Source organism: Marinobacter sp. 1_MG-2023 (assembly GCF_030549045.1).
Taxonomy (GTDB): Bacteria; Pseudomonadota; Gammaproteobacteria; order Pseudomonadales; family Oleiphilaceae; genus Marinobacter.
The window spans coordinates 938,947-958,593 of record NZ_JAUOST010000001.1 but is presented as its reverse complement, the minus strand read 5'-3'; the positions used below and the strand labels follow the sequence as shown (position 1 = coordinate 958,593).

Here is a 19,647-nt window from a genome sequence, read left to right as displayed (position 1 = left end):
GGGAACTCCACTAAGAGAAATCTGCTTACAGGCTAGTCGCTGACGGCTATGGCTGTAAACAATCTGCGAGAGACTTTCGGGCTCACTTGCCACATATCATCAATCCGGCTTAAAAGAAGGCAATTTGTGCCCTATCATGAACCGTTACACGGTAACTAAACGTATAAATGCCTGATCCAACACCCCAAAGGAACGTGTTTGACCATGACATCGCCATCCCAGACAACTGTGTTCACAGCTAAATCACCCAGTACACGGCCAAGCCCGATAACATTGCTTAGAACACCCAGGCTGGACGACGGCGCTCCGAGCGAAAAGCGTAAAGAAATAGCTCTCTACTTCCTCAACACTTTTGACACCTATACAAGCCTTTTCGACTGTTTGGCGGATGATACGGGGTTCTATCAAAAATCCATTCCATTGCGGCATCCGCTCATCTTCTATCTCGGCCACACCGCAACATTTTTTATCAATAAGCTCACGCTGGCGAAACTTCTTCCAGAGCGCATTGATCCTCGTATGGAGTCGATTTTTGCGGTAGGTGTGGATGAAATGAGCTGGGACGATCTGAACGACGATCATTACAGCTGGCCAAGTGTGTCTGAGGTAATGGACTACCGGGCCAGGGTACGAGCCACGGTACTTGACCTGATCGACACCCTGCCCTTGCACATGCCGATTAACTGGGACAATCCCTGGTGGCCAATCGTCATGGCCATTGAGCACGAACGCATTCACCTTGAAACTTCGTCCGTACTGATCCGCCAGCACGACGTCGCAAGGGTTCGGCCACAGCCAGCTTGGCGACCCTGTATGGCAACGGGTGAAGCACCGGTAAATGAACTGATCACAGTACCGGCCGGTAGAGTCCGTATCGGGAAGTCTTACGACGACGCCTACTATGGCTGGGACAACGAATACGGCGAGCACGAAGCAGACGTCGAAGAATTCAAAGCCAGTCAATATCTGGTGAGCAATCAGGAATTCCTGGAGTTTGTCGAGGCAGGCGGTTATGAGCAGGGCAGATACTGGAGCGACGAGGGGCAATCCTGGCGCCGTTTTACGGGCGCCAAGCACCCCACCTTCTGGCAGTGGCGCAACACCTGGCACCTGCGACTGATGACCGAAGAAGTTGAAATGCCCTGGGACTGGCCTGTGGAGGTGAATTACCACGAGGCAAAAGCTTTCTGTGAATGGAAACGGGAGCAAACCGGGCTACCTGTTCGCATGCCCACAGAAGATGAATGGTACCGGCTGGTTTCGGCCGCCGGTGTAGAGGAAGTTGGCGACGACGCCGCGAACGGAAACCTGCACCTGGATCACGGTGCCTCGCCCTGCCCGGTAACCCGTTACCGGCATGGCGGATGGTTTGATGTCGTCGGCAACGTATGGCAATGGACCGAAACACCGATCTACCCTTTCAATAACTTCAAGGTACATCCTCTATACGACGATTTCACCACTCCAACCTTCGACGGTCAGCATAATCTCATCAAAGGCGGTTCCTGGATTTCGTGCGGAAATGAAGCGCGTCTTGCTGCCCGCTATGCGTTCAGACGCCACTTCTTCCAGCATGCCGGGTTCAGATATATCACATCTGAGGCGGAGGCAGCGCAGCCCAATGCCTATTATGAAAGCGATAAGCTACTCACGGAGTACGCGGAATTTCACTTTGGTGACACCTCATTCGGGGTTGGCAACTTCCCGAAGGCCCTTGCGGATTTGGCATTGGAAGCCATGAAAGGAAAGCCAACGCAAAAGGCCCTGGATCTCGGGTGCGCCTGCGGCCGCGCCAGCTTTGAACTGGCCCGACAATTCAGTGTGGTGGAGGGCGTTGATTTTTCAGCCAACTTTATCCGCCTTGGGGTCGAAATGGCAGACCAGGGCTCGGTGCGATACTCACTTGCCGAAGAAGGCGATTTGGTTAGCTACCATACCCGCACGCTCAAGGAACTTGGGCTGGAAGCAGCCGCCCAAAGGGTGTCGTTCCATCAAGGAGACGCCTGTAATCTGAAACCTCAATTCACCGGTTACGACCTGGTACTGGCTGCCAACCTGATTGACAGGCTTTACCGGCCAAGACGCTTCCTCGACAGCATTCATGAGCGAGTTAACGAAGGCGGCCTGCTCATCATTGCATCACCCTATACATGGCTGGAGGAACACACACCCAAAGACGAATGGATTGGAGGCTTCAAAAAAGACGGAGAAAACTACACAACGCTGGACGGCTTGCGAGACCTCCTCTCTGACAACTTCCGGTTAGTAGGAGAGCCCAGAAAAGTGCCCTTCATCATCCGTGAAACACAACATAAGCATCAGCACACCTTGTCTGAAGTTACTATTTGGGAGCGGTTGCCACGCTGACCCGCGTGGCTCCATCCAGCCAATCAACACCAAGGAACGTTTTATGGCAGAAGGTATTCACTTCTATGAACCAGCCCAAGGCCATGGGCTGGCCCATGACCCGTTCAACGCCCTGGTGGCACCACGCCCGATTGGCTGGATTTCATCCAGAAGCAGTGAGGGAACGCTTAACCTAGCTCCTTACAGCTTCTTCAATGCTTTTAACTATATCCCCCCGATCATTGGATTCTCGAGCATCGGCTACAAAGATTCCGTTCGCAATGCACAAGAGACGGGAGAATTCTGCTGGAACCTGGTCACGCGCTCGCTCAGCGACGCCATGAATCAGACCTGTGCACCTGTCGGACCAGAAGTTGACGAATTTGCCCTTGCAGGGCTTACACCCAGACCGTCCCGGATTATTTCTCCTCCGCATGTCGCGGAAAGCCCGGTAACCCTGGAATGCACAGTTTCACAAGTACTACAGCTTTCAGGTGCCGATGGAAAAAAGGTAGACACCTGGGTGGTTTTCGGTGAAGTCGTTGGTGTGCACATCGCACAACAGCTTCTTAAAGATGGGATCTACGATACAGCGGCAGCAGAGCCAGTCATGCGGGGTGGCGGCCCTGCCGACTACTTTACCTTGGACGCAGCGCAGAAATTCCAGATGCACCGGCCCAAATAAATCTCGGGCCAATTGCTACACCCTGATCAATGATGTTCCGGCGGTGTCCATACCGGAACATCCTCGGGCTTTGGTTCGTCCCAGTCCCGATGCATGGCGCTGCTCAATGCTTCTTCCAGCTTCATGAACAACTCACCATATCGAGGACTAAACTTAATACCTCCCTCGATTTCCTTCCAGGCCTCAAACAACTGGTCTTTATGGGCCTGCTCGTTATCAACAAACGCCCAGGTCATCTGCCGCGCCCGCATAGGATGCACGCCTAACGCGGTCAGGGTGTAGCCGCCAAGCTCCAGCGCAGAGTGGTAGGTTTCACTGACCACATCGTCTGCACCCGCTTCCCTCAACTGATAGCCATGCCCGCGGTCAAAAGCCCGAGCCAAAATCCATACGCCCGGGAAGAACTTCTTCGAGTGCTCTACTATCTGAACAGCACGTTCGCTGTCGTTAATGGCAACCACCAGCAAACGCGCCTGCCCAATGCCCGCAGTTTCCAGCAATTCGGGCCGGCTCGCATCACCAAAGAAGCTCTTGATGTTAATCTTGCGAAGATTCTCAATCTGCTCGAATTCATGGTCGAGAGCCACGACAGGAATGTCGTTGGCCCGGAGCAGCCGACAGATTACCTGGCCAAAGCGCCCCACACCCACGACAATCACTGGCGCTTGCTCATCTATCGTGTCCGACTCCCGTTCGTCATTTTTCGAACGCCGGTAGAGCGGCAAAACAAGCTTGTCGTAAGCAATGAACAACATGGGTGTGAGGAACATCGACAACGCAACAACCAACGAAAGAATCTTGGCGACATCTGGCGGAATAACGGCGTTTTGTACGCCATAGGTAAGCAACACGAATCCAAATTCGCCTGCCTGTGCCAGCCCCAGAGTAAACAACCAGCCGTTGCTGCCACGGCTCCTGAATATCAGCGCAAGGATGAGCAGGATAAGAGCTTTTATCACTATCACCGTTACCACCAAACCAGCAACGGCGTCCCACTCGGCTACCAGTACCCCGAAATCAATGCCCGCACCCACGGTGATAAAGAATAACCCCAGCAACAGGCCTTTGAAGGGTTCGATACTCGCTTTCAGTTCATGGCGGAACTCACTGTTACCCAATACCACACCGGCCAGAAAGGCTCCAAGAGCCGGCGAGAGGTTCACGATACTCATCAGTGCCGCAATGCCGATAACCAGCATTAACGCTGTGGCAGTGAAAATCTCACGTAACCTGGATTGCACAACATAGCGGAACAAAGGGCGGCTCAAATAATAACCACCAACGATAACGGCAGCGACCGCACCCACAACTACCAGTGCGTGGCCCCAGCCGGGAAGACCGTCGACCAGGCTCAATCCTGTTTCAGGACTGGCAACAGAGCCGGAGTTCGATTTCAGGCCAGGTAACGCCAGCAGCGGAATCAGAGCCAACATGGGAATAACCGCGATATCCTGAAACAACAAGACGGAGAACGCGTTGCGCCCCCCTTCTGTTTTCGACAGGCCTTTCTCTTCCAGGGTCTGCAACACAATAGCGGTAGAGGAAAGCGCAAAAATCAGGCCTACCGTCAGTGCCGTCTGCCACTGAAGCCCAAGCCCCCAGGCCACAGCCATCCCGGCCGTAGAGGTCAAGGTTACCTGTAAGCCACCAAGCCCCAGAAGGTGAACCTTCCTGGCCCAAAGCCTCTTCGGGTCGATTTCCATGCCGATCAGAAACAGCATCATAACGACACCGAATTCTGCAAAATGCTGAATAGTGCTGGTTTCCTGCCCCACCAGCCCCATAACAGGCCCGATCGCCACGCCGGCAACCAAATAGCCCAACACAGAGCCCAGGCCATAACGCTTTGCTAAAGGCACTGCAACTACGGCAGCAAGTAGATAAATGAAAGCTTGAATAAAATAAGTGGTCATAGGGGTCAGAGATCAATAAATCTGGGGGTGAGCATCAGAACAACACCGACAGCTACCACAGCAATTGTGTCAGTTACCAAAAATGGATAAAGAATCAGGGCAATACCGCAATATCGTGCGATCAGACTCGACTGTTTTCGACCGTAGACAAAGTAACCGATGCCAATGGAGCCGAAAATCAACCCCAAAAACAGATGAGCGGTTTCCATGGTACTTAAGCTCCAGGCCAGGATCTCGATTGTTTAAAAACATGCTAGTGTGTGAATCACGGTTCCCAATAGGCTCGCCGGGGCATCTCTGCCGGCCAGAACTCAATCAGGACAACGCCATGATGTATTTTGCCCACGAGATAGGCCGCGCAGCACTGAAGCCGGTACGCATGATAGCCAGTGTTCAGAGCAAGCTGCTCCAACATCGACTCAGCCCACTCTCCCGTATCCCGGGTGCACGCAGCGTAGCTTCAGCTTACAGCGTATTCGGAGATCTAACCCGCCGCTACCCGAAGCCAGCCTTTAATTTACCCACAACCATCTGTGATGGCGAGCAAGTCAACATTCGCGAGGCCATTGTCAAACGCAAACCCTTCGCGCAGCTTAAGCATTTCCAGCGCGATGTGGCGCGCCCGGATGACCCGAAACTACTGATTATTGCACCGCTATCAGGCCATTTTGCTTCGCTTCTTCGCGGCACAGTGGAAGCTATGCTACCGGATCATGACGTATACATTACCGATTGGCGCAATGCCTGTATGGTTCCACTTTCAAAGGGCGATTTTGGTCTCGACGAGTACATTGATTACATCATTGATTTCATCGACCACCTGGGGCCCGATACGCACGTGCTGGCCGTTTGCCAGCCAGTAGTGGCCGCACTGGCAGCAACCGCCGTCATGGCAGAGGATGGCCACCCCTCGGCGCCTCGCTCACTAACGTTAATGAGCGGGCCTATTGACGCACGCATCGACCCGACAGAACCATGCAAACTGGCGACCAAACACAAACTGGCGTGGTTCAAACGTAACCTCGTCCACCCGGTGCCCGCGCCCTACCCTGGTGCCATGCGCAAAGTTTACCCGGGATTCCTGCAACTGACCGGGTTTGTGAACATGAACCTCGACCGCCATGTTGATGCCTATCGGGGGCTATTCAGATCCATTCGGGACGACGAAGCCGAGAAAGTCAGCCGCCACCGTGAATTTTATGACGAGTACCTGGCCGTGATGGACCTGCCGGCCACTTACTACCTCGATACGATACAGCGTGTCTTTCAGGAATTTCAGCTGGCACGCGGCTGCTTCAAGTACCGCGGCCGCCTGGTAAACCCAGCCGCCATTCGCGACACCGCCCTGATGACGATTGAAGGCGAAAAAGACGACATTTCCAGCCCTGGGCAGACCCGTGCCGCCCAGGATCTATGTATCAACATCCCGGACTCCCGCCGGCTGCATCACTTGCAGCAAGGTGTGGGCCATTACGGCGTGTTCAATGGCAGCCAGTGGCGCAAGGCGATTTCACCCAGATTACGGGAATTTATCCGCGCCGCCTGATCGTTTGTTTCGCCGATTCCTTGTGGCGTCGTGGGGCCTCTGCTAGCTTAATTAATGAGTAGTCTTTGCATATAGCTTTTGGTTTAAACGCAAAATACTCAACGATCAACAATAATTATTAGCTACGCAGTACCGAAATCAAAACAATACCAAGGAGAGTCTCATGAAAGATCTCACAGGCAAGGTGGCCATTGTCACCGGCGGCTCTCGTGGCATCGGCCGGCATATCGCACTTCAGCTCGCGCAACGCGGCGCAGACGTCGCAATCAACTATCGCTCACGGCAATCCGATGCAGACGAAACCCTCAAGGAAATTGAGGCGGAAGGCGTCCGGGCACTGGCCATCAAGGCGGACCTTTCGAAGATGCCGGAGGCGCGCGGCATGATCAAAAAGGTTCACGAAAAGTGGGGGCGTATCGACATCCTGGTGAACAACGCGGGCATCACCAAGGATAAATCCATGAAAAAACTTACCGATGACGACTGGAATGACGTTCTCGATACCAACTTGGGGAGCGTTTACGCGACCTGCTCCGAAGTGCTGAATATTATGCTGGAGCAAAAGTACGGGCGCATCATCAACATCACCTCGTTCGTCGGCCAGGCCGGTAACTTCGGCCAGGCTAACTACGCTGCCAGCAAAGGCGGCATTATCGCCTTCACCAAAACCATGGCGCTTGAAGTGGCAAAGCATAACATTACCGTCAACGCCATTGCCCCGGGCTTTACCGAGACCGAAATGCTTGCCCAGGTCCCTGAGAACATCCGCGAACAAATCATATCGAGAGTACCTATGGGGCGCTTTGGCCAACCGGAGGAGATCGCCAGAGCGGTCGTATTCCTGGCCGCGGAAGGAGACTACATTACCGGCCAGCAGATCAACGTTAACGGCGGTGTGTACATGTAAAACCCCGTCGCGGCAGATGCAAAGAGCCCTTGCGTCCACCGCCGTTTTTAACAGATCCGCGGCCCTGGTGGTCGCGGGTTGGAGACTGTGCCAATGTCTGAGAAACCTGTTAAAACCACACCCAACCCCGAACTTGAACCCAACGTTGTGCCCCGCTCCCTGATGCGCGTCAGCATACATGGCAGCAACCTCCTGAAACGCTCTATTATGAGCCGTTTACAACGCAGAAGCCCTAATCCGGTCAGCATCAAAAGCATGGCCAAACCCTTTGTTTCACTCACAGGAAAGCTCCTGACCCAGCCTGACACACTGGTCCTCGCGCAGGTGCGCCTACTCAGAGACACCACCAAATTCTGTTCGGGCCTGGTCTCCAGTGGCATACGCAATAAGCCATTGGACGTGATCGAGCCGGAAAGGGGCGATGGGCGCTTCCGCGATCCAGGCTGGAACGACACGATGGCATTCAACGCCATCAAACAGGCGTACTTGCTCACTAATCGCTGGATCATGGACACCATCAATGATGTGCGCGGAATGGACAAGCACACCAGGCGCAAAGTGCGTTTTTTCACAAGCCAGATGACAGACGCTCTCGCACCGAGCAATTTCGTTCTGAGCAACCCGGAAGTGCTGCGTACAACCGTGCAGACGCGCGGCACGAATCTGCTGCGCGGGATAGCCAACTTGCTGCGTGATCTGGATGAAGGCTCGGGCCCTATGCCCTTTAGAATGTCTGACCCGGATGCCTTCACAGTTGGGGAGAACCTGGCCAACACGCCGGGAGATGTTGTTTTCCAGAATGAGCTGATGCAGCTGATTCAATACAAGCCAACGACTGACACCGTTCACCGTCGGCCATTGCTGGTCATCCCCCCCTGGATCAACAAGTACTACATTCTCGATCTGGGTGAGAAAAAATCGTTCATCCGCTACTGGGTGGAACATGGGCACACGGTGTTCGTAATCTCATGGGTTAATCCAGGGCCGGAACTGGCACACAAGAGCTTTGAAGATTACATGCTGGACGGGCCCATCGCTGCCATGGACGCGATTGAGCAAGCCACCGGAGAACGCGAGCTCAATACCGTCGGCTACTGCATTGGCGGCACCCTGCTTGGCTGCACACTGGCCTGGCTCGCAGCCCGCAAGGACAACAGAATCAAAAGCGCAACCTTTCTCAACAGCATGTTGGATTTCTCGGATGTTGGCGATCTGGAGGTGTTCATTGATGAGGACGCCGTTAGCAAGCTCGAGAAGGCCATGGACAAACAGGGCTATCTTGAGGGCGCCTCCATGGCAACCGCCTTCAACATGCTGAGGGCCAATGGACTGATATGGTCATTTTTCGTCAACAATTACCTGCTGGGTCGCGACACCGCCCCCTTTGACCTGCTCTACTGGAACTCAGATGCCACTCGCATGCCTGCGGCCATGCACAGCTTTTATCTACGCAATATGTACATGCATAACCGGTTGCGTGAGCCCGGGGGTATTGAACTGGCGGGCACACCGATTGATCTGGGAAAGGTCAAGATTCCGACTTACTTCGCCTCGGCCATCGAAGACCATATTGCGCCCTGGGTCTCCTGTTACAAGGGGTCCCGTTACCTGGGCGGACCTGTGCGATTTGTACTCGGAGGCTCCGGGCACATCGCTGGCATCATCAACCCGCCGGACCGGAAAAAATACGGCTATCGTCTCAACGATGACAGCAACCTGGAGCCGGATGCCTGGCTAAGTGGCGCAGAGCAGTTTGAAGGCTCCTGGTGGCCAGATTGGATCGCTTGGGCGGCAAAGTTTGGCGGTGGCAAGGTGAAAGCCCGCCAGGCCGGGGAAGGAAACCTCACGGTAATCGAACCAGCACCCGGGGCTTATGTGCAGAATTAAAACGTAACGCTGTCACCTGGCAGGCGGCCCCGGGCAAACTCATCACTGTTTATCCGGGCGCTGCGCAAACAGTGAGACCAGGGCCAGACACGCCGAGCCCACCATCAGCAATACCGAAACCGCATTCAATACCGGAGTAGAGCCTTCGCGCAGCCGGTCAAACATGGCAATGGTCAAAGGTGCGTCTGAGCCCACCAGCATCAGGGTGGTGTTGAAGTTCTCAAAGGACATCAGAAATGCCACCACGCCGGCACCGAACAGGGCCGGCTTCAAAAATGGCAGTGTCACAGTTGCAATAGCCGTCAGGCGGCTCGCGCCGAGATTCATAGCAGCCTCCTCCTGGGTAACGTCGAACTTGCGCAGGCGTGCAGAAATAACAAGGGTGGCGATGGTGGTAATGAAAGCAAACTGACCAAGGGTGACTAACACCAGGCCCGGCCGCAAAGCTTCGAAATCGTAGTCAAACTGCACTTCAAACCAGTTTGCCACCGTACTGCTGAATACCAGGATAGAGACACCAAGTATGACCCCCGGTACTACCAGCGGCATCAACATGAGTACATAAAGAAAGTTCTTGCCCGGGAACTGCTCCCGCTCGAACAAAAAGGCATTGCAGGTCGCCAGTGCGAGGCTTGCCAGCGTAGTCACTATAGCTACCTGAACACTAACGCCGATACTCTCGAGCAACGCGTCATCATGGAACAACCCGAGCCTTGGCTCCTTGCTGCCCAGGTACCAGTCCCAGGTAAAGCCGTTCCACGGCAACGAAGGAAATAAGGAATCGTTGAACGAGAACGCCGCCACCACCAGTAGAGGCGTAATCAGAAAAATAAAAAACAGTACGACGTAACACAGGTAGGACGCCCGATAAAAACGGCTACTGGAAATAGAGGGGATCATGACATCACCCGTGTAAAAGACTGCTTGGTGATTTTAAGTCCCAGCCAGACAATCAGCGACGACAAGACCAGCAGCAAAATACCGAAGGCCGCACCCTGCTCCCAGTTAAAACGAGTGATGAACTGGGTGTAGATTTGCTCGGTAAACCACAAGCTGTCTTTGCCTCCCAGAAGTGTCGGGGTCAGGTAATTTCCCAGCGTCAGCATAAACACCACGATGCAGCCACTCATGATGCCAGGCATGGCATGGGGAATTACGATGCTCTTCATCACATGCCAGCTACTGCCACCAAGATCGTAACCGGCTTCGATCAGGCTGTTATCCAGACTGTCGAGCGTTGTGACAAGAGGCACTACCATGAACAGCATGGAGGTGTATATCAGCCCCACCATAATGGCGACATCGTTGTAGAGCATTTCAACAGGCTGGTCGACCAGCCCCAACCACTGCAGCGCCCCGCTAACCAACCCGGTCTCTCGGAGCAGAATCATCCAGCCGTAAGTACGCACCAACTCGCTGACCCAGAACGGAATCAGGCACAGAATAAACAGCGCCATTTTCGGCTTGCCACTGAGAACTTTCGCAATATAAAACGAGACAGGAAAGGCAATAATTAACGTAAGTGCCGTGGCCACAATGGACATTACTGCGGTGCGAACAAAGGTATTCCAGTATAGCGGCTCAGTAAAAAATTCGGTGTAATTGCTGAAGCTGAACTCATACTGCCGGGATGCGACGCGTTCCCGCAGAGACACCAGCACCATATCGATATGTGGCAGAATAATCAGCAAACTGAGCCAGAGCACAATAGGCGCAAGTAACAGCCAAAAGCCAAGGCGATACTGCGTACGCTTTAAACTGCCAGGCTCTGCGCTCATCACACAGCCTCTGGCCGGGTTACCGGTGCGACCGGAAAGCAAAGGCACTGGTTGGCTTGCCAACTCACATACACAGAGCGGCCCGGCTCAAGGGCATGAAAGTCCGCGGTTTGGGGAAGCGCCACAGTAAGCACGGCACCTTCAGCCGTTTCCACTTGTAGCTGGCTGCGAGCGCCATCAAACAGCGTGCGCAGAACAGTTACCTGCAGGCAGTTATCCTGCTCAGCCTCCGGTTGACCCAGACTGATTTGCATCACTTCCGGCCGGATGAACACTGTGATGCGTGAGCCGGGCGGCGTCTCCTCGCTGCTTTGACTCAGCAACCGCACGCCGTGCTCGGTAACAACAGTGATGGTTTTACCCGACTGACCTTGCACCTTGCCTACATATTGATTGCTATCGCCGATAAAACTCGCCACAAAGGGTGTCTTGGGGTGATAGTAGAGTTCCTGTGGCGTGCCCACCTGCTCAAACCGCCCCTTATTCATCACTGCCACCTGGTCAGACATCACCAGTGCTTCTGATTGATCGTGGGTGATGTACACAAACGTGGTATTGAACTCACGCTGCAGGCGTTTGAGCTCAATTTTCATTTGTTCTCGCAGTTTCAGGTCCAGCGCACCCAAAGGCTCATCCAGTAATAACACTGCAGGGTTCAACACCAGACAGCGGGCGATCGCTACGCGCTGTTTCTGTCCGCCAGAGAGTTGATCAATCCGCTTTTTTCCATAATCGGGCAACTGAACCTTGGCCAGCACCGCGTCGATAAGGGTGGCGTGTTCACGCTTTGGAACACCTTTGCGCTTCAGTCCGTAGGCAATATTCTCTGCAACCGACATAGTGGGAAACAACGCCAGGTGCTGAAACACCATATTTACCGGGCGCTTGTTCGGGGGCGTATTCAGTACGGACTGGCCTTTAATAAGTATGTCGCCGGAATCGGGCTGCTGGAACCCGGCCAGCATACGCAACAGTGTTGTTTTACCGCAGCCGGAGGGCCCAAGGATGGAAAAAAAGGCCCCGCGAGGGATGCTGAATGACACTTCATCAACCGCGGCGAATTCACCAAAATGTTTGCTCAGCAGGGTGCAGGCAAGATCCTCCTGCACCCCAGCACCTGCATCCAAAGCGAATGCTTGATCCGACATAGACAACAACCTTAGTTAGCGGCTTTCACCCTATCAAGCACCTTGCCCTCCATCTCTTCCAGACCGGCTGGAACGGGCGGGTACCAGTTGATGTTGTCAAGATCTGCTTGCGGAAAGCTCTCTTTGAACTGAGCCTTCAGAGTGTCATTAACGAAATCATCACTGCCTTTGGAAGCCGTAAAGTTACCGGCAGACTCAGTAATGCGTGCGGCGACGTCTGGCTGCATAACAAAGTTGATCCACTGGTATGCGGCATCTTCTGCTTTCGTTTTACGGGGAAGAACAAAGGTGTCGATCCAGCCCAAAGCGCCAGATTCAGGCGCCACAAAGGTAATATCCGGACTCTCCGCGTTAAGCTTCCAGCCACCGGCATCCCACGCCATTGCCGCAGACACCTCGCCGGAGCGCATCAGATTCAACAAGGCATCGCCACCTGACCAATAGGCTTTAACGTTACTTTTACAATCGATCAGTTTTTCTTCGACCTTATCCAGAATGGCCTGATATTTTTCCATATCGCCATAAGCTGCGAACGGGTCTTCACCCATAGCAAAAGCGAAACCAATCAATGTGGGACGTTTAAGGCGATACGATACAGAGCCGCTCAATGAATCATCACAAAGGTCGGTGTAGTCCTTTACTGTGGCTGCAGTCTTGCGGTTTACAATCAGCCCGCTGGTGCCCCAAACGTGAGGAACTCCGTATACCTCGCCGTCAAATTCAGTATTCTTTTTGGTCGCTTCCAGCATGGAGGGAATGATCTTTGCCGTCTCGATTTTGCTCAAATCCATCGGCTTATATATATCGAAATCGGCCTGGGCGCTCACGATCCGATCCTGGCTGGGCTGAGCGAGATCGAAGCCGGCACCGCGGGTAGCGCGCAATTTCGAGATCATATCTTCGTTATTGGAGAGGGTGACTTTGACTTCAATGCCGGTCTCTTTCTCAAACTGCTCAACTACATCCTGTGGTGCGTAGCCGCCCCAGGTCAGTAGCCGAAGTGTTTCAGCCTGAGCTGAAACCGAAAAGGCCGCAGTAGCGGCAGCAAACATTGTCACGTACTTGAATTGACGGAAAGATCTCATGATGGGGCCTGTCCTTGTGAGCAACGAGAAGCAATCTCGGGGGATTCATGACCTTAAATGTAGCGTGTTACAGATTTTTGACAAGCTACCAGCTAAACCACTACGAAGGTTCCCCGCCCTCGTTCTTTCGCAAGGTACAGCGCCTGATCAGCGGCTTGAATCATGCCTTCCAGAGACCCGAAATCCTCAGGCTGCCCATGACATACTCCGATTGAACAACTAAGAAGCTTTTCGCCCGGGCTCTCTTCGTTCGGCATTGCCGCATTCTTCCATTCAGCCAGAATCCGTGCCGCCTGCTGTTCGAGTTCAAGCTCCCCCTGGTTCTGGTTTGCAGTCACGACAATAAACTCTTCGCCACCATAACGGCCGATAATATCTGTTCCGCGTTTGAATACTTTTTTCAGGATATCGGCTTGATAGCGGATAGCACGATCACCTTCCTGATGACCATAACAGTCATTGAATTGCTTGAAGTGATCCAGATCGATCATGAACACCGCCAACGACTGGCCTGAACGCCGTTGCCAGGCGAACAAACGCTCCGATTCACTCATAAACGCCCTGCGATTCAGCAACTCTGTAAGTCCATCCGTGGTGCTCAGAGTAACTAACCGCTCATTCACTTTGTTAATTTCACCAACCAACTGATCAACCCTGTACCTGCCAATAGCACCAATAAACAGCGAGCCAACCACAAATCCAGCGCTCATGGCGGTGCGGTCGCCGTAAACAGGCTCCAGAAACATCAGCCAGACAAATCCAAACGAGCTCAAAAACATCAGCCATAACGCAAAACGGAACTTCATACCGAATACAAAGAAGCCGAAGAACGCGTACAACAATGTTCCCTCATAGGGAAAGCTGAACGCGACCCGCTCCCAGAGAGTATGAATCAGGTAGTAGTTGGCATAGGTGAGGCCAAGAATAGTCAGTAAAAAAGCTGACTGGGAAAATCGAAAGAAATGCCGATAAAAACTCAAAGCAAACAGAGCCAGCAGAATTGGAAGCTGAACAAAAACCCGGTTATTAAAATAAACACCCGCCACTTCTTCGGGTACGAGTTTAAGGTCGCCAATCATAAACAAAACGATCAACACGCCGCCCATTAAGATAGACAACCTGAGCATAAGTAGGTCGCGAGGGGACGTGTAATTGAGATCAACCGAAGCTTGCGGCATAAAAATGGTTCTCTTGGCCAACTATTAGCTCGGGGGTTAACTACCTTGTAATCCTGATCAGGGTAACTAAAAAGGCAAACTTGCGATACGCTCTACACTTAACCTAAAGGGCAAATGCGGCCGAGTAGCGATCCACAACCTGCCCTTGGAACCCATTCAAGATGCAAAAGGTGTAGCAATGGCGGATGCCAGTCCCAGGCAGAAGCTCCAGGAACTCAGAGGCAAGTACGTTGCCGGACTGCCCGACCGTTTGGCAGAGCTCAACGACTCCTGGAGTCACCTTCAGCATGTCAGCTGGAATCAAAAATCACTCACCTTCATGAGCCAATGCGCGCATAAGTTGAGCGGCAGCGGGGCCACCTTCGAATTTCCGGACATTACCAATACGGCGCGAGTGCTCGAAGAGCAGCTACAAACGGTCCTGACCAAACCTGACGCGACACCAGCAGAACGCCAGGAAATAGATAGTGCACTCAAAGCACTTGAGCGCGCCATCGTGCGAGCTACTAACACCGATCTAAGGCATGAGCCGGACGGCTCGGAACTGCACGACACCCGGAAGAATAACAACCCGCACCGCATCGCCGTCATCGAAGATGATGCAAATCAAGCCGACCATCTCAAGAACTGGCTGGAGCTACGAGGCTATTACGCAGAAACTTTTGAGGACCCTGACACCTACAACCAACGGGCAGACAAACGCTTTCATGACCTGATTCTGCTGGATATCAGTTTTCCCCAAGGCGCTATGGAAGGTATTGCCTGGTTGGAGCGCCTGAAAACCCAGATGGGGACCAATGCTCCCGTGATCATGATGTCCGCGAGGAGCGATATGGTCGCCCGCATGCGGGCACTCCGGGCGGGCGCAGATATCTATCTGACCAAACCACTCAATATGGGCGTACTTGAGAAGCGCATCCACCAGTTACTTGAAAGCAACGCAACAAGCCGGCCAAAGGTACTTTGGGTAGACGACGACGTTGAACTTCTCGCCCACTATGAAACCATGCTGGCCGCAGAAGGCTACGAGGTAGAAGGGCTGAGCCAGCCCGTTCGCGTTCTGGAGCGCATCGCCCAGTTCCAGCCGGATGCCATTGTACTGGACCATGACATGCCCGGCTGCCGGGGCATCGAACTGGCGAAGGTGCTCAGGCAGGATGCCAACTACATGACCATCCCTATCCTTTTTGTATCAGCCTCGTCAGAAGCCCTGGAACAGGTCGAACAACACAGCATTGCCGGCAACGAGTTTTTCCAGAAACCGCTGAACAGCGAACAGTTCCTCACCTCCCTGCAGCGCCACTTGATGAACGCCCAGCTTATTGCGGCCCGCATCAACCTGATCAGCCAGCGCAAAGAACCCGAGGGACTGCAGAACCTGGACTATTTCCTGACTGAGCTAGGAGGTCTCCTCGCCACTATCGGTGGCAACCCGGAAGGTGAGTCGCATTATCTGGTTCAGGCCAGCATTGACCACCAGGAATATTTGCGAGCCCAGCATGGTGCTCGTGCCATGGCAAGCCTTGGCGCCCGAATGGAAAAACACTTCGCCAAACAGCTCAGGCCCGGGGATTCCGGTTGCGCCCTGGGGGGCGGTAGCTTTCTATTCCAATTGCATGAGTCCACCGCCAGTGACGACGGCGTATCAATCCTTCAGCGCTTCCAGCGAAACTTGAATACGCCCGCCTGGACCCTGACAGACGAACACACTCCTGTAACTCTCAGTCTGGGCGCACTGATGCTTAACGACGCTCTGGATGAAGACAAGGCTCTGATCGAAGTGGAACATGCTTGCAGCGAAGCCATGCTGAGTGGTGGCAATCGCATTCAGTGGCAACAGGCGCCGGAACGCTCTTCTGAACCCAAATTCAACGCCCGTATCAGGGAGTTGATCGCGGCTCAGCGATTTAACCTCTACTACCAACCGATCGTTAATATGGAAACCGGCGACACTTTGTTTGAGGCGTTGATACGACTGGTAGACGATGACAATGCCGTGTATTTGCCGAGCCAGTTCCTGCAGCAGCTGCCTGAGGGCATCCGGGGGCCATTCCATGAGCTGGACCGCTGGGTAATCCAGCACGCGGTAGAGGCCCTTTCCCACCTTAAAGGCAAAGATGCCGCCAGCCATTCGGTGAGCATAAAGCTTTCTTCCTCCATGGCTGTTGTAGAGAACCTTCTCCCTCTGCTGAGTTCAGCAATCAGGAACGCACGCCTCAAGGGCAAACGCAGAATCTATCTGGCATTATCCAGCCAGAATGTAATGAAAGATGTACCCGGCGCAATAAAGATAGCGCGACTGGTTCAGAACATGGACTGCGGGCTGATCATTGAACACATAGATACCTCAGCCGCCTCTGTCGACCTGATCAAAGAACTGAATTCGGTGGATGTTGTGAAACTGGCACCCGCACTCGGCGCAGTTGCTCAACAAACCCCAGCTCTGGAACAGCTGTTGGATCAACTGAAAGCCACACTCAACTTCAACCGGAAGATAGTGGTCACCGGCGTCGAAGACGCCAAAGCGCTTTCCTGGTTCTGGGAGCGCGGCATTCGTAACTTCCAGGGGTACTTTATCCAGGAACCGAAAGGGGCCATGAGTTACGAGCTATAGCCTTTAGCCGGCAAGATTCATTATTCCAGGAGCAACGATGACAAATGGAAGTGCGCGCGCGCCAGGGGGACTGGCTCGCATAAAACAACTGACGATACGGCTCATATACTCCCGTCATGCTTTCTGGGGCCTGGGCCTCGCATCTTTTCTTGAATCCATCCTCATACCAATTCCGCTGGAGGCGCTGCTCATTCCCTTGATGCAGGCCCGGCGCAGCCAGATATTCATTCTCAGCACCATCGCTCTGCTCGGTTGTCTGGTGGGAGCCAGTGTTGGCTACTTTGTCGGCTACTTCGTGTTTGATGCGATTGGTCAGCAGCTCGTGGAAATGGTCTCCACACCCGAACAATTCGAAAGTGTGCGCGGGCGCATGGAGGAAGACGGCTTCTGGTTTATCCTGAGCGTGGGCGTTATCCCGGTTCCCTTTCAGATCGCCATGTTGGCTGCAGGTGCCACCAGCTATTCGTTCTTCCTGTTCATGCTCGCATCAGCCTTATCCCGGGCGCTGAGGTACTATGGCCTGGGGTTACTGGTTCTGATTGCAGGCAATCGGGCCCAGGCTATTTTCGAACGTCACAAAGTGTCTGCAGCTATAGTGATTACAGTAATGGTTCTGGTGATCTGGGGCGGATCTTTACTGGGCGGTTGATCGTCCAGTGCAACTGAACCTCTTTGTACGAAAGCGGAAGAATTCTGCGCGAGCGGGAGAAACACCATGAACAACCCTGCATATGAGCACAAAATGAAATGGTTCGCCCGTTTGGGGTACGGGGCTCGCGGGTTGATTTACACCATTGTCGGCGGGCTTTCTTTGCTGTCGGCGATCGGTGCGGGTGGCGACACAGTGGATAGCCGGGGCGCCATCCAGAAGGTGCTGCAACAACCGCTGGGCAACACAATGTTAGTCATCCTTGTGGCAGGTCTCTTGGGCTATGTCGGATGGCGTTTGATACAAGCAATTAAGGACACAGATAAGCACGGTACATCCATAAAAGGATTCGCTGTCCGTGGGGGACTTTTTATCAGTGCCGCGACGCACGCAGTATTAGCGTATTACGCCACCACACTCCTGTTTGCCAGCGGCTCCTCAGGCGGGGGATCGGAGGCAGGGAAAAGCTTTATCGCCTCAACGCCAGGCCAGATATTCCTGATGCTGGCGGGCCTGGCAGTCATCGGTGCCGGGGCGGCCCATATCATCAAAGGCTTTAAAGCCAGGTTTGAAAAATATATGGAGATCCCCGCCAAACAAACGAGCTGGGTTCGACCTTTGTGCCAATTCGGTCTTATAGCTCGCGGAGCCGTCTGGTTACTGATCGGCTGGTTTATGATCCGGTCTGCCCTTTGGGCTCAGAGCGGAGACATTGCCGGCATGGGCGAAGCGCTCGATACGCTAGCGACCAGCCCCTATGGCACCTGGCTCCTCGGAATCGCGGCTGCAGGTCTGTTTGCTTTTGGGCTCTACAGTTTTCTGGAAGCCGCCTATAGAAGGATTAACGCTTAGTCCGGACTTCTAAAACAAGAACCTCTGCCACTGTCACCTAACCATAACAATCCATGGTTAGTATCAGGTCGATGATCATTTCATGACCAAGGATACGAACATGAAGAAGTTGGTGACACTAACGTGCGCAGCGCTGATGACCCCGATGCTCGCGCAAGCCGCATTCAAGCTCGACTCCAGATACACCGACCAGGATGGCGACCTGATTGCAGACATTCCGGCCAAATCCGAACAAGTCGATCCCTCTACGCTTATATTTGCCTACACGCCGGTAGAAGATCCTTCCGTGTATTCCGAAGCCTGGTCTGACTTTCTCGATCACCTGGCCAGGGAGACGGGCAAAAAAGTTCAGTTTTTCCCGGTGCAGTCCAACGCAGCTCAAATTGAGGCCATGCGTGCCGGCCGCCTCCATATTGCAGGTTTCAATACAGGCTCCAACCCGATAGCGGTAGCCTGTGGCGGCTTTCGGCCATTCACGATCATGGCATCGGCTGACGGCTCGTTCGGCTATGAGATGGAAATCATTACCCATCCTGACTCAGGCATTACCGACGTTGAGGAGCTGAGAGGCCGCGAACTGGCCTTCACCTCTGAAACCTCGAATTCAGGCTTCAAGGCACCGTCTGCCATCCTGAAAGCAGATTACGACCTGGTACCAAACAGGGACTTCACCCCGGCGTTTTCTGGTAAACACGACAATTCCATCCTTGGCGTTGCCAACAAAGACTACGACGCTGCCGCCGTAGCCAATTCCGTTATGTCGAGAATGTTGGAGCGGGACGTAGTCAGCGAGGATCAGATTGTATCGCTATACAAATCCCAGACTTTCCCGACTACTGGCTATGGCATTGCTCACAACCTGACGCCCGAGCTACAGGAAAAGATCCAGCAGGCATTCTTCTCATTCGAGTGGGAAGGCACCTCTCTGGAAGAAGAGTTCTCCAAATCAGGCGAAGCACAGTTCATCCCGATTACCTTCCAGGAACACTGGGAAGTCATTCGTAAAATCGATGATGCCAACGGTGTTGTTTATAACTGTCGGTAAAGACTCATAAGCAA

General features: G+C 53.6%; 16 protein-coding genes. 9 read left to right on the top strand and 7 right to left on the bottom strand.

What is annotated here, in order from left to right; all coding sequences use genetic code 11:
* Nucleotides 1-204 precede the first annotated feature (204 nt).
* Nucleotides 205-2,367 (top strand): 5-histidylcysteine sulfoxide synthase, encoded by a 2,163-nt coding sequence (ovoA, locus tag Q4606_RS04415; protein WP_303606784.1) that lies wholly within the window; start codon nt 205-207, stop codon nt 2,365-2,367.
* 43 nt (nt 2,368-2,410) lie between these two features.
* Nucleotides 2,411-3,031 carry a flavin reductase family protein gene (locus Q4606_RS04410; protein ID WP_303606783.1) on the top strand — a complete coding sequence of 207 codons (621 nt, stop codon included), beginning with the start codon at nt 2,411-2,413 and terminating at the stop codon, nt 3,029-3,031.
* Between the two features lie 26 nt (nt 3,032-3,057).
* Here the strand turns inward: Q4606_RS04410 and Q4606_RS04405 are convergent, their stop codons facing one another.
* Together Q4606_RS04405 and Q4606_RS04400 are read right to left on the bottom strand one after the other, a co-directional pair.
* On the bottom strand, nt 3,058-4,944 hold the full coding sequence (locus tag Q4606_RS04405) for a monovalent cation:proton antiporter-2 (CPA2) family protein (RefSeq protein ID WP_303596395.1): 1,887 nt from the start codon (nt 4,942-4,944) through the stop codon (nt 3,058-3,060).
* A 5-nt stretch (nt 4,945-4,949) separates the two neighbouring features.
* Nucleotides 4,950-5,153, bottom strand: a complete 204-nt coding sequence (locus Q4606_RS04400) for a hypothetical protein (RefSeq protein WP_303596396.1) — start codon at nt 5,151-5,153, stop codon at nt 4,950-4,952.
* 119 nt (nt 5,154-5,272) lie between these two features.
* Between Q4606_RS04400 and Q4606_RS04395 the strand changes: the two genes are divergently transcribed.
* From Q4606_RS04395 to Q4606_RS04385, 3 genes are all read left to right on the top strand, one after another.
* Complete coding sequence (locus tag Q4606_RS04395) at nt 5,273-6,490, top strand: polyhydroxyalkanoate depolymerase (RefSeq protein ID WP_303596397.1); 1,218 nt, start codon at nt 5,273-5,275, stop codon at nt 6,488-6,490.
* 163 nt (nt 6,491-6,653) lie between these two features.
* Complete coding sequence (gene fabG, locus Q4606_RS04390) at nt 6,654-7,397, top strand: 3-oxoacyl-[acyl-carrier-protein] reductase (RefSeq protein WP_303596398.1); 744 nt, start codon at nt 6,654-6,656, stop codon at nt 7,395-7,397.
* Between the two features lie 93 nt (nt 7,398-7,490).
* Nucleotides 7,491-9,284: an alpha/beta hydrolase gene (locus Q4606_RS04385; protein ID WP_303606782.1), complete on the top strand. Its 1,794-nt coding sequence runs from the start codon at nt 7,491-7,493 to the stop codon at nt 9,282-9,284.
* A gap of 42 nt (nt 9,285-9,326) precedes the next feature.
* On the opposite strand, the gene Q4606_RS04380 is transcribed toward Q4606_RS04385, so the two are convergent.
* The 5 genes from Q4606_RS04380 to Q4606_RS04360 form a co-directional block, all read right to left on the bottom strand.
* Nucleotides 9,327-10,184: an ABC transporter permease gene (locus tag Q4606_RS04380; RefSeq protein ID WP_303596400.1), complete on the bottom strand. Its 858-nt coding sequence runs from the start codon at nt 10,182-10,184 to the stop codon at nt 9,327-9,329.
* The gene (locus tag Q4606_RS04375; protein ID WP_303606781.1) at nt 10,181-11,062 is read right to left on the bottom strand and encodes an ABC transporter permease; all 882 of its coding nucleotides are present in this window, start codon (nt 11,060-11,062) and stop codon (nt 10,181-10,183) included. The genes Q4606_RS04380 and Q4606_RS04375 overlap by 4 nt, the downstream gene beginning before the upstream one ends.
* A complete protein-coding gene (locus Q4606_RS04370) occupies nt 11,062-12,210 on the bottom strand; it encodes an ABC transporter ATP-binding protein (RefSeq protein WP_303596402.1) in 1,149 nt (382 codons plus the stop codon). The genes Q4606_RS04375 and Q4606_RS04370 overlap by 1 nt, the downstream gene beginning before the upstream one ends.
* A gap of 11 nt (nt 12,211-12,221) precedes the next feature.
* Entirely contained in the window at nt 12,222-13,295 is a 1,074-nt protein-coding gene (locus Q4606_RS04365) for an extracellular solute-binding protein (RefSeq protein ID WP_303596403.1), read from the bottom strand.
* A gap of 92 nt (nt 13,296-13,387) precedes the next feature.
* Nucleotides 13,388-14,473, bottom strand: a complete 1,086-nt coding sequence (locus tag Q4606_RS04360; RefSeq protein WP_303596404.1) for a GGDEF domain-containing protein — start codon at nt 14,471-14,473, stop codon at nt 13,388-13,390.
* A 178-nt stretch (nt 14,474-14,651) separates the two neighbouring features.
* Between Q4606_RS04360 and Q4606_RS04355 the strand changes: the two genes are divergently transcribed.
* From Q4606_RS04355 to phnD, 4 genes are all read left to right on the top strand, one after another.
* On the top strand, nt 14,652-17,087 hold the full coding sequence (locus Q4606_RS04355) for a response regulator (RefSeq protein WP_303606780.1): 2,436 nt from the start codon (nt 14,652-14,654) through the stop codon (nt 17,085-17,087).
* A 37-nt stretch (nt 17,088-17,124) separates the two neighbouring features.
* On the top strand, nt 17,125-17,736 hold the full coding sequence (locus Q4606_RS04350; RefSeq protein WP_303596406.1) for a YqaA family protein: 612 nt from the start codon (nt 17,125-17,127) through the stop codon (nt 17,734-17,736).
* A gap of 66 nt (nt 17,737-17,802) precedes the next feature.
* Nucleotides 17,803-18,588: a DUF1206 domain-containing protein gene (locus Q4606_RS04345; protein ID WP_303606779.1), complete on the top strand. Its 786-nt coding sequence runs from the start codon at nt 17,803-17,805 to the stop codon at nt 18,586-18,588.
* A gap of 100 nt (nt 18,589-18,688) precedes the next feature.
* The gene (gene phnD, locus Q4606_RS04340) at nt 18,689-19,633 is read left to right on the top strand and encodes a phosphate/phosphite/phosphonate ABC transporter substrate-binding protein (RefSeq protein WP_303606778.1); all 945 of its coding nucleotides are present in this window, start codon (nt 18,689-18,691) and stop codon (nt 19,631-19,633) included.
* The last annotated feature ends 14 nt before the right edge of the window (nt 19,634-19,647 follow it).

Bases quoted from the DNA above. Each gene is read 5' to 3' on its own strand.
- ovoA (WP_303606784.1), top strand. From the start codon at position 205: ATGACATCGCCATCCCAGACAACTGTGTTCACAGCTAAATCACCCAGT.
- Q4606_RS04410 (WP_303606783.1), top strand. From the start codon at position 2,411: ATGGCAGAAGGTATTCACTTCTATGAACCAGCCCAAGGCCATGGGCTG.
- Q4606_RS04405 (WP_303596395.1), bottom strand. From the start codon at position 4,944: ATGACCACTTATTTTATTCAAGCTTTCATTTATCTACTTGCTGCCGTA.
- Q4606_RS04400 (WP_303596396.1), bottom strand. From the start codon at position 5,153: ATGGAAACCGCTCATCTGTTTTTGGGGTTGATTTTCGGCTCCATTGGC.
- Q4606_RS04395 (WP_303596397.1), top strand. From the start codon at position 5,273: ATGATGTATTTTGCCCACGAGATAGGCCGCGCAGCACTGAAGCCGGTA.
- fabG (WP_303596398.1), top strand. From the start codon at position 6,654: ATGAAAGATCTCACAGGCAAGGTGGCCATTGTCACCGGCGGCTCTCGT.
- Q4606_RS04385 (WP_303606782.1), top strand. From the start codon at position 7,491: ATGTCTGAGAAACCTGTTAAAACCACACCCAACCCCGAACTTGAACCC.
- Q4606_RS04380 (WP_303596400.1), bottom strand. From the start codon at position 10,184: ATGATCCCCTCTATTTCCAGTAGCCGTTTTTATCGGGCGTCCTACCTG.
- Q4606_RS04375 (WP_303606781.1), bottom strand. From the start codon at position 11,062: ATGAGCGCAGAGCCTGGCAGTTTAAAGCGTACGCAGTATCGCCTTGGC.
- Q4606_RS04370 (WP_303596402.1), bottom strand. From the start codon at position 12,210: ATGTCGGATCAAGCATTCGCTTTGGATGCAGGTGCTGGGGTGCAGGAG.
- Q4606_RS04365 (WP_303596403.1), bottom strand. From the start codon at position 13,295: ATGAGATCTTTCCGTCAATTCAAGTACGTGACAATGTTTGCTGCCGCT.
- Q4606_RS04360 (WP_303596404.1), bottom strand. From the start codon at position 14,473: ATGCCGCAAGCTTCGGTTGATCTCAATTACACGTCCCCTCGCGACCTA.
- Q4606_RS04355 (WP_303606780.1), top strand. From the start codon at position 14,652: ATGGCGGATGCCAGTCCCAGGCAGAAGCTCCAGGAACTCAGAGGCAAG.
- Q4606_RS04350 (WP_303596406.1), top strand. From the start codon at position 17,125: ATGACAAATGGAAGTGCGCGCGCGCCAGGGGGACTGGCTCGCATAAAA.
- Q4606_RS04345 (WP_303606779.1), top strand. From the start codon at position 17,803: ATGAACAACCCTGCATATGAGCACAAAATGAAATGGTTCGCCCGTTTG.
- phnD (WP_303606778.1), top strand. From the start codon at position 18,689: ATGAAGAAGTTGGTGACACTAACGTGCGCAGCGCTGATGACCCCGATG.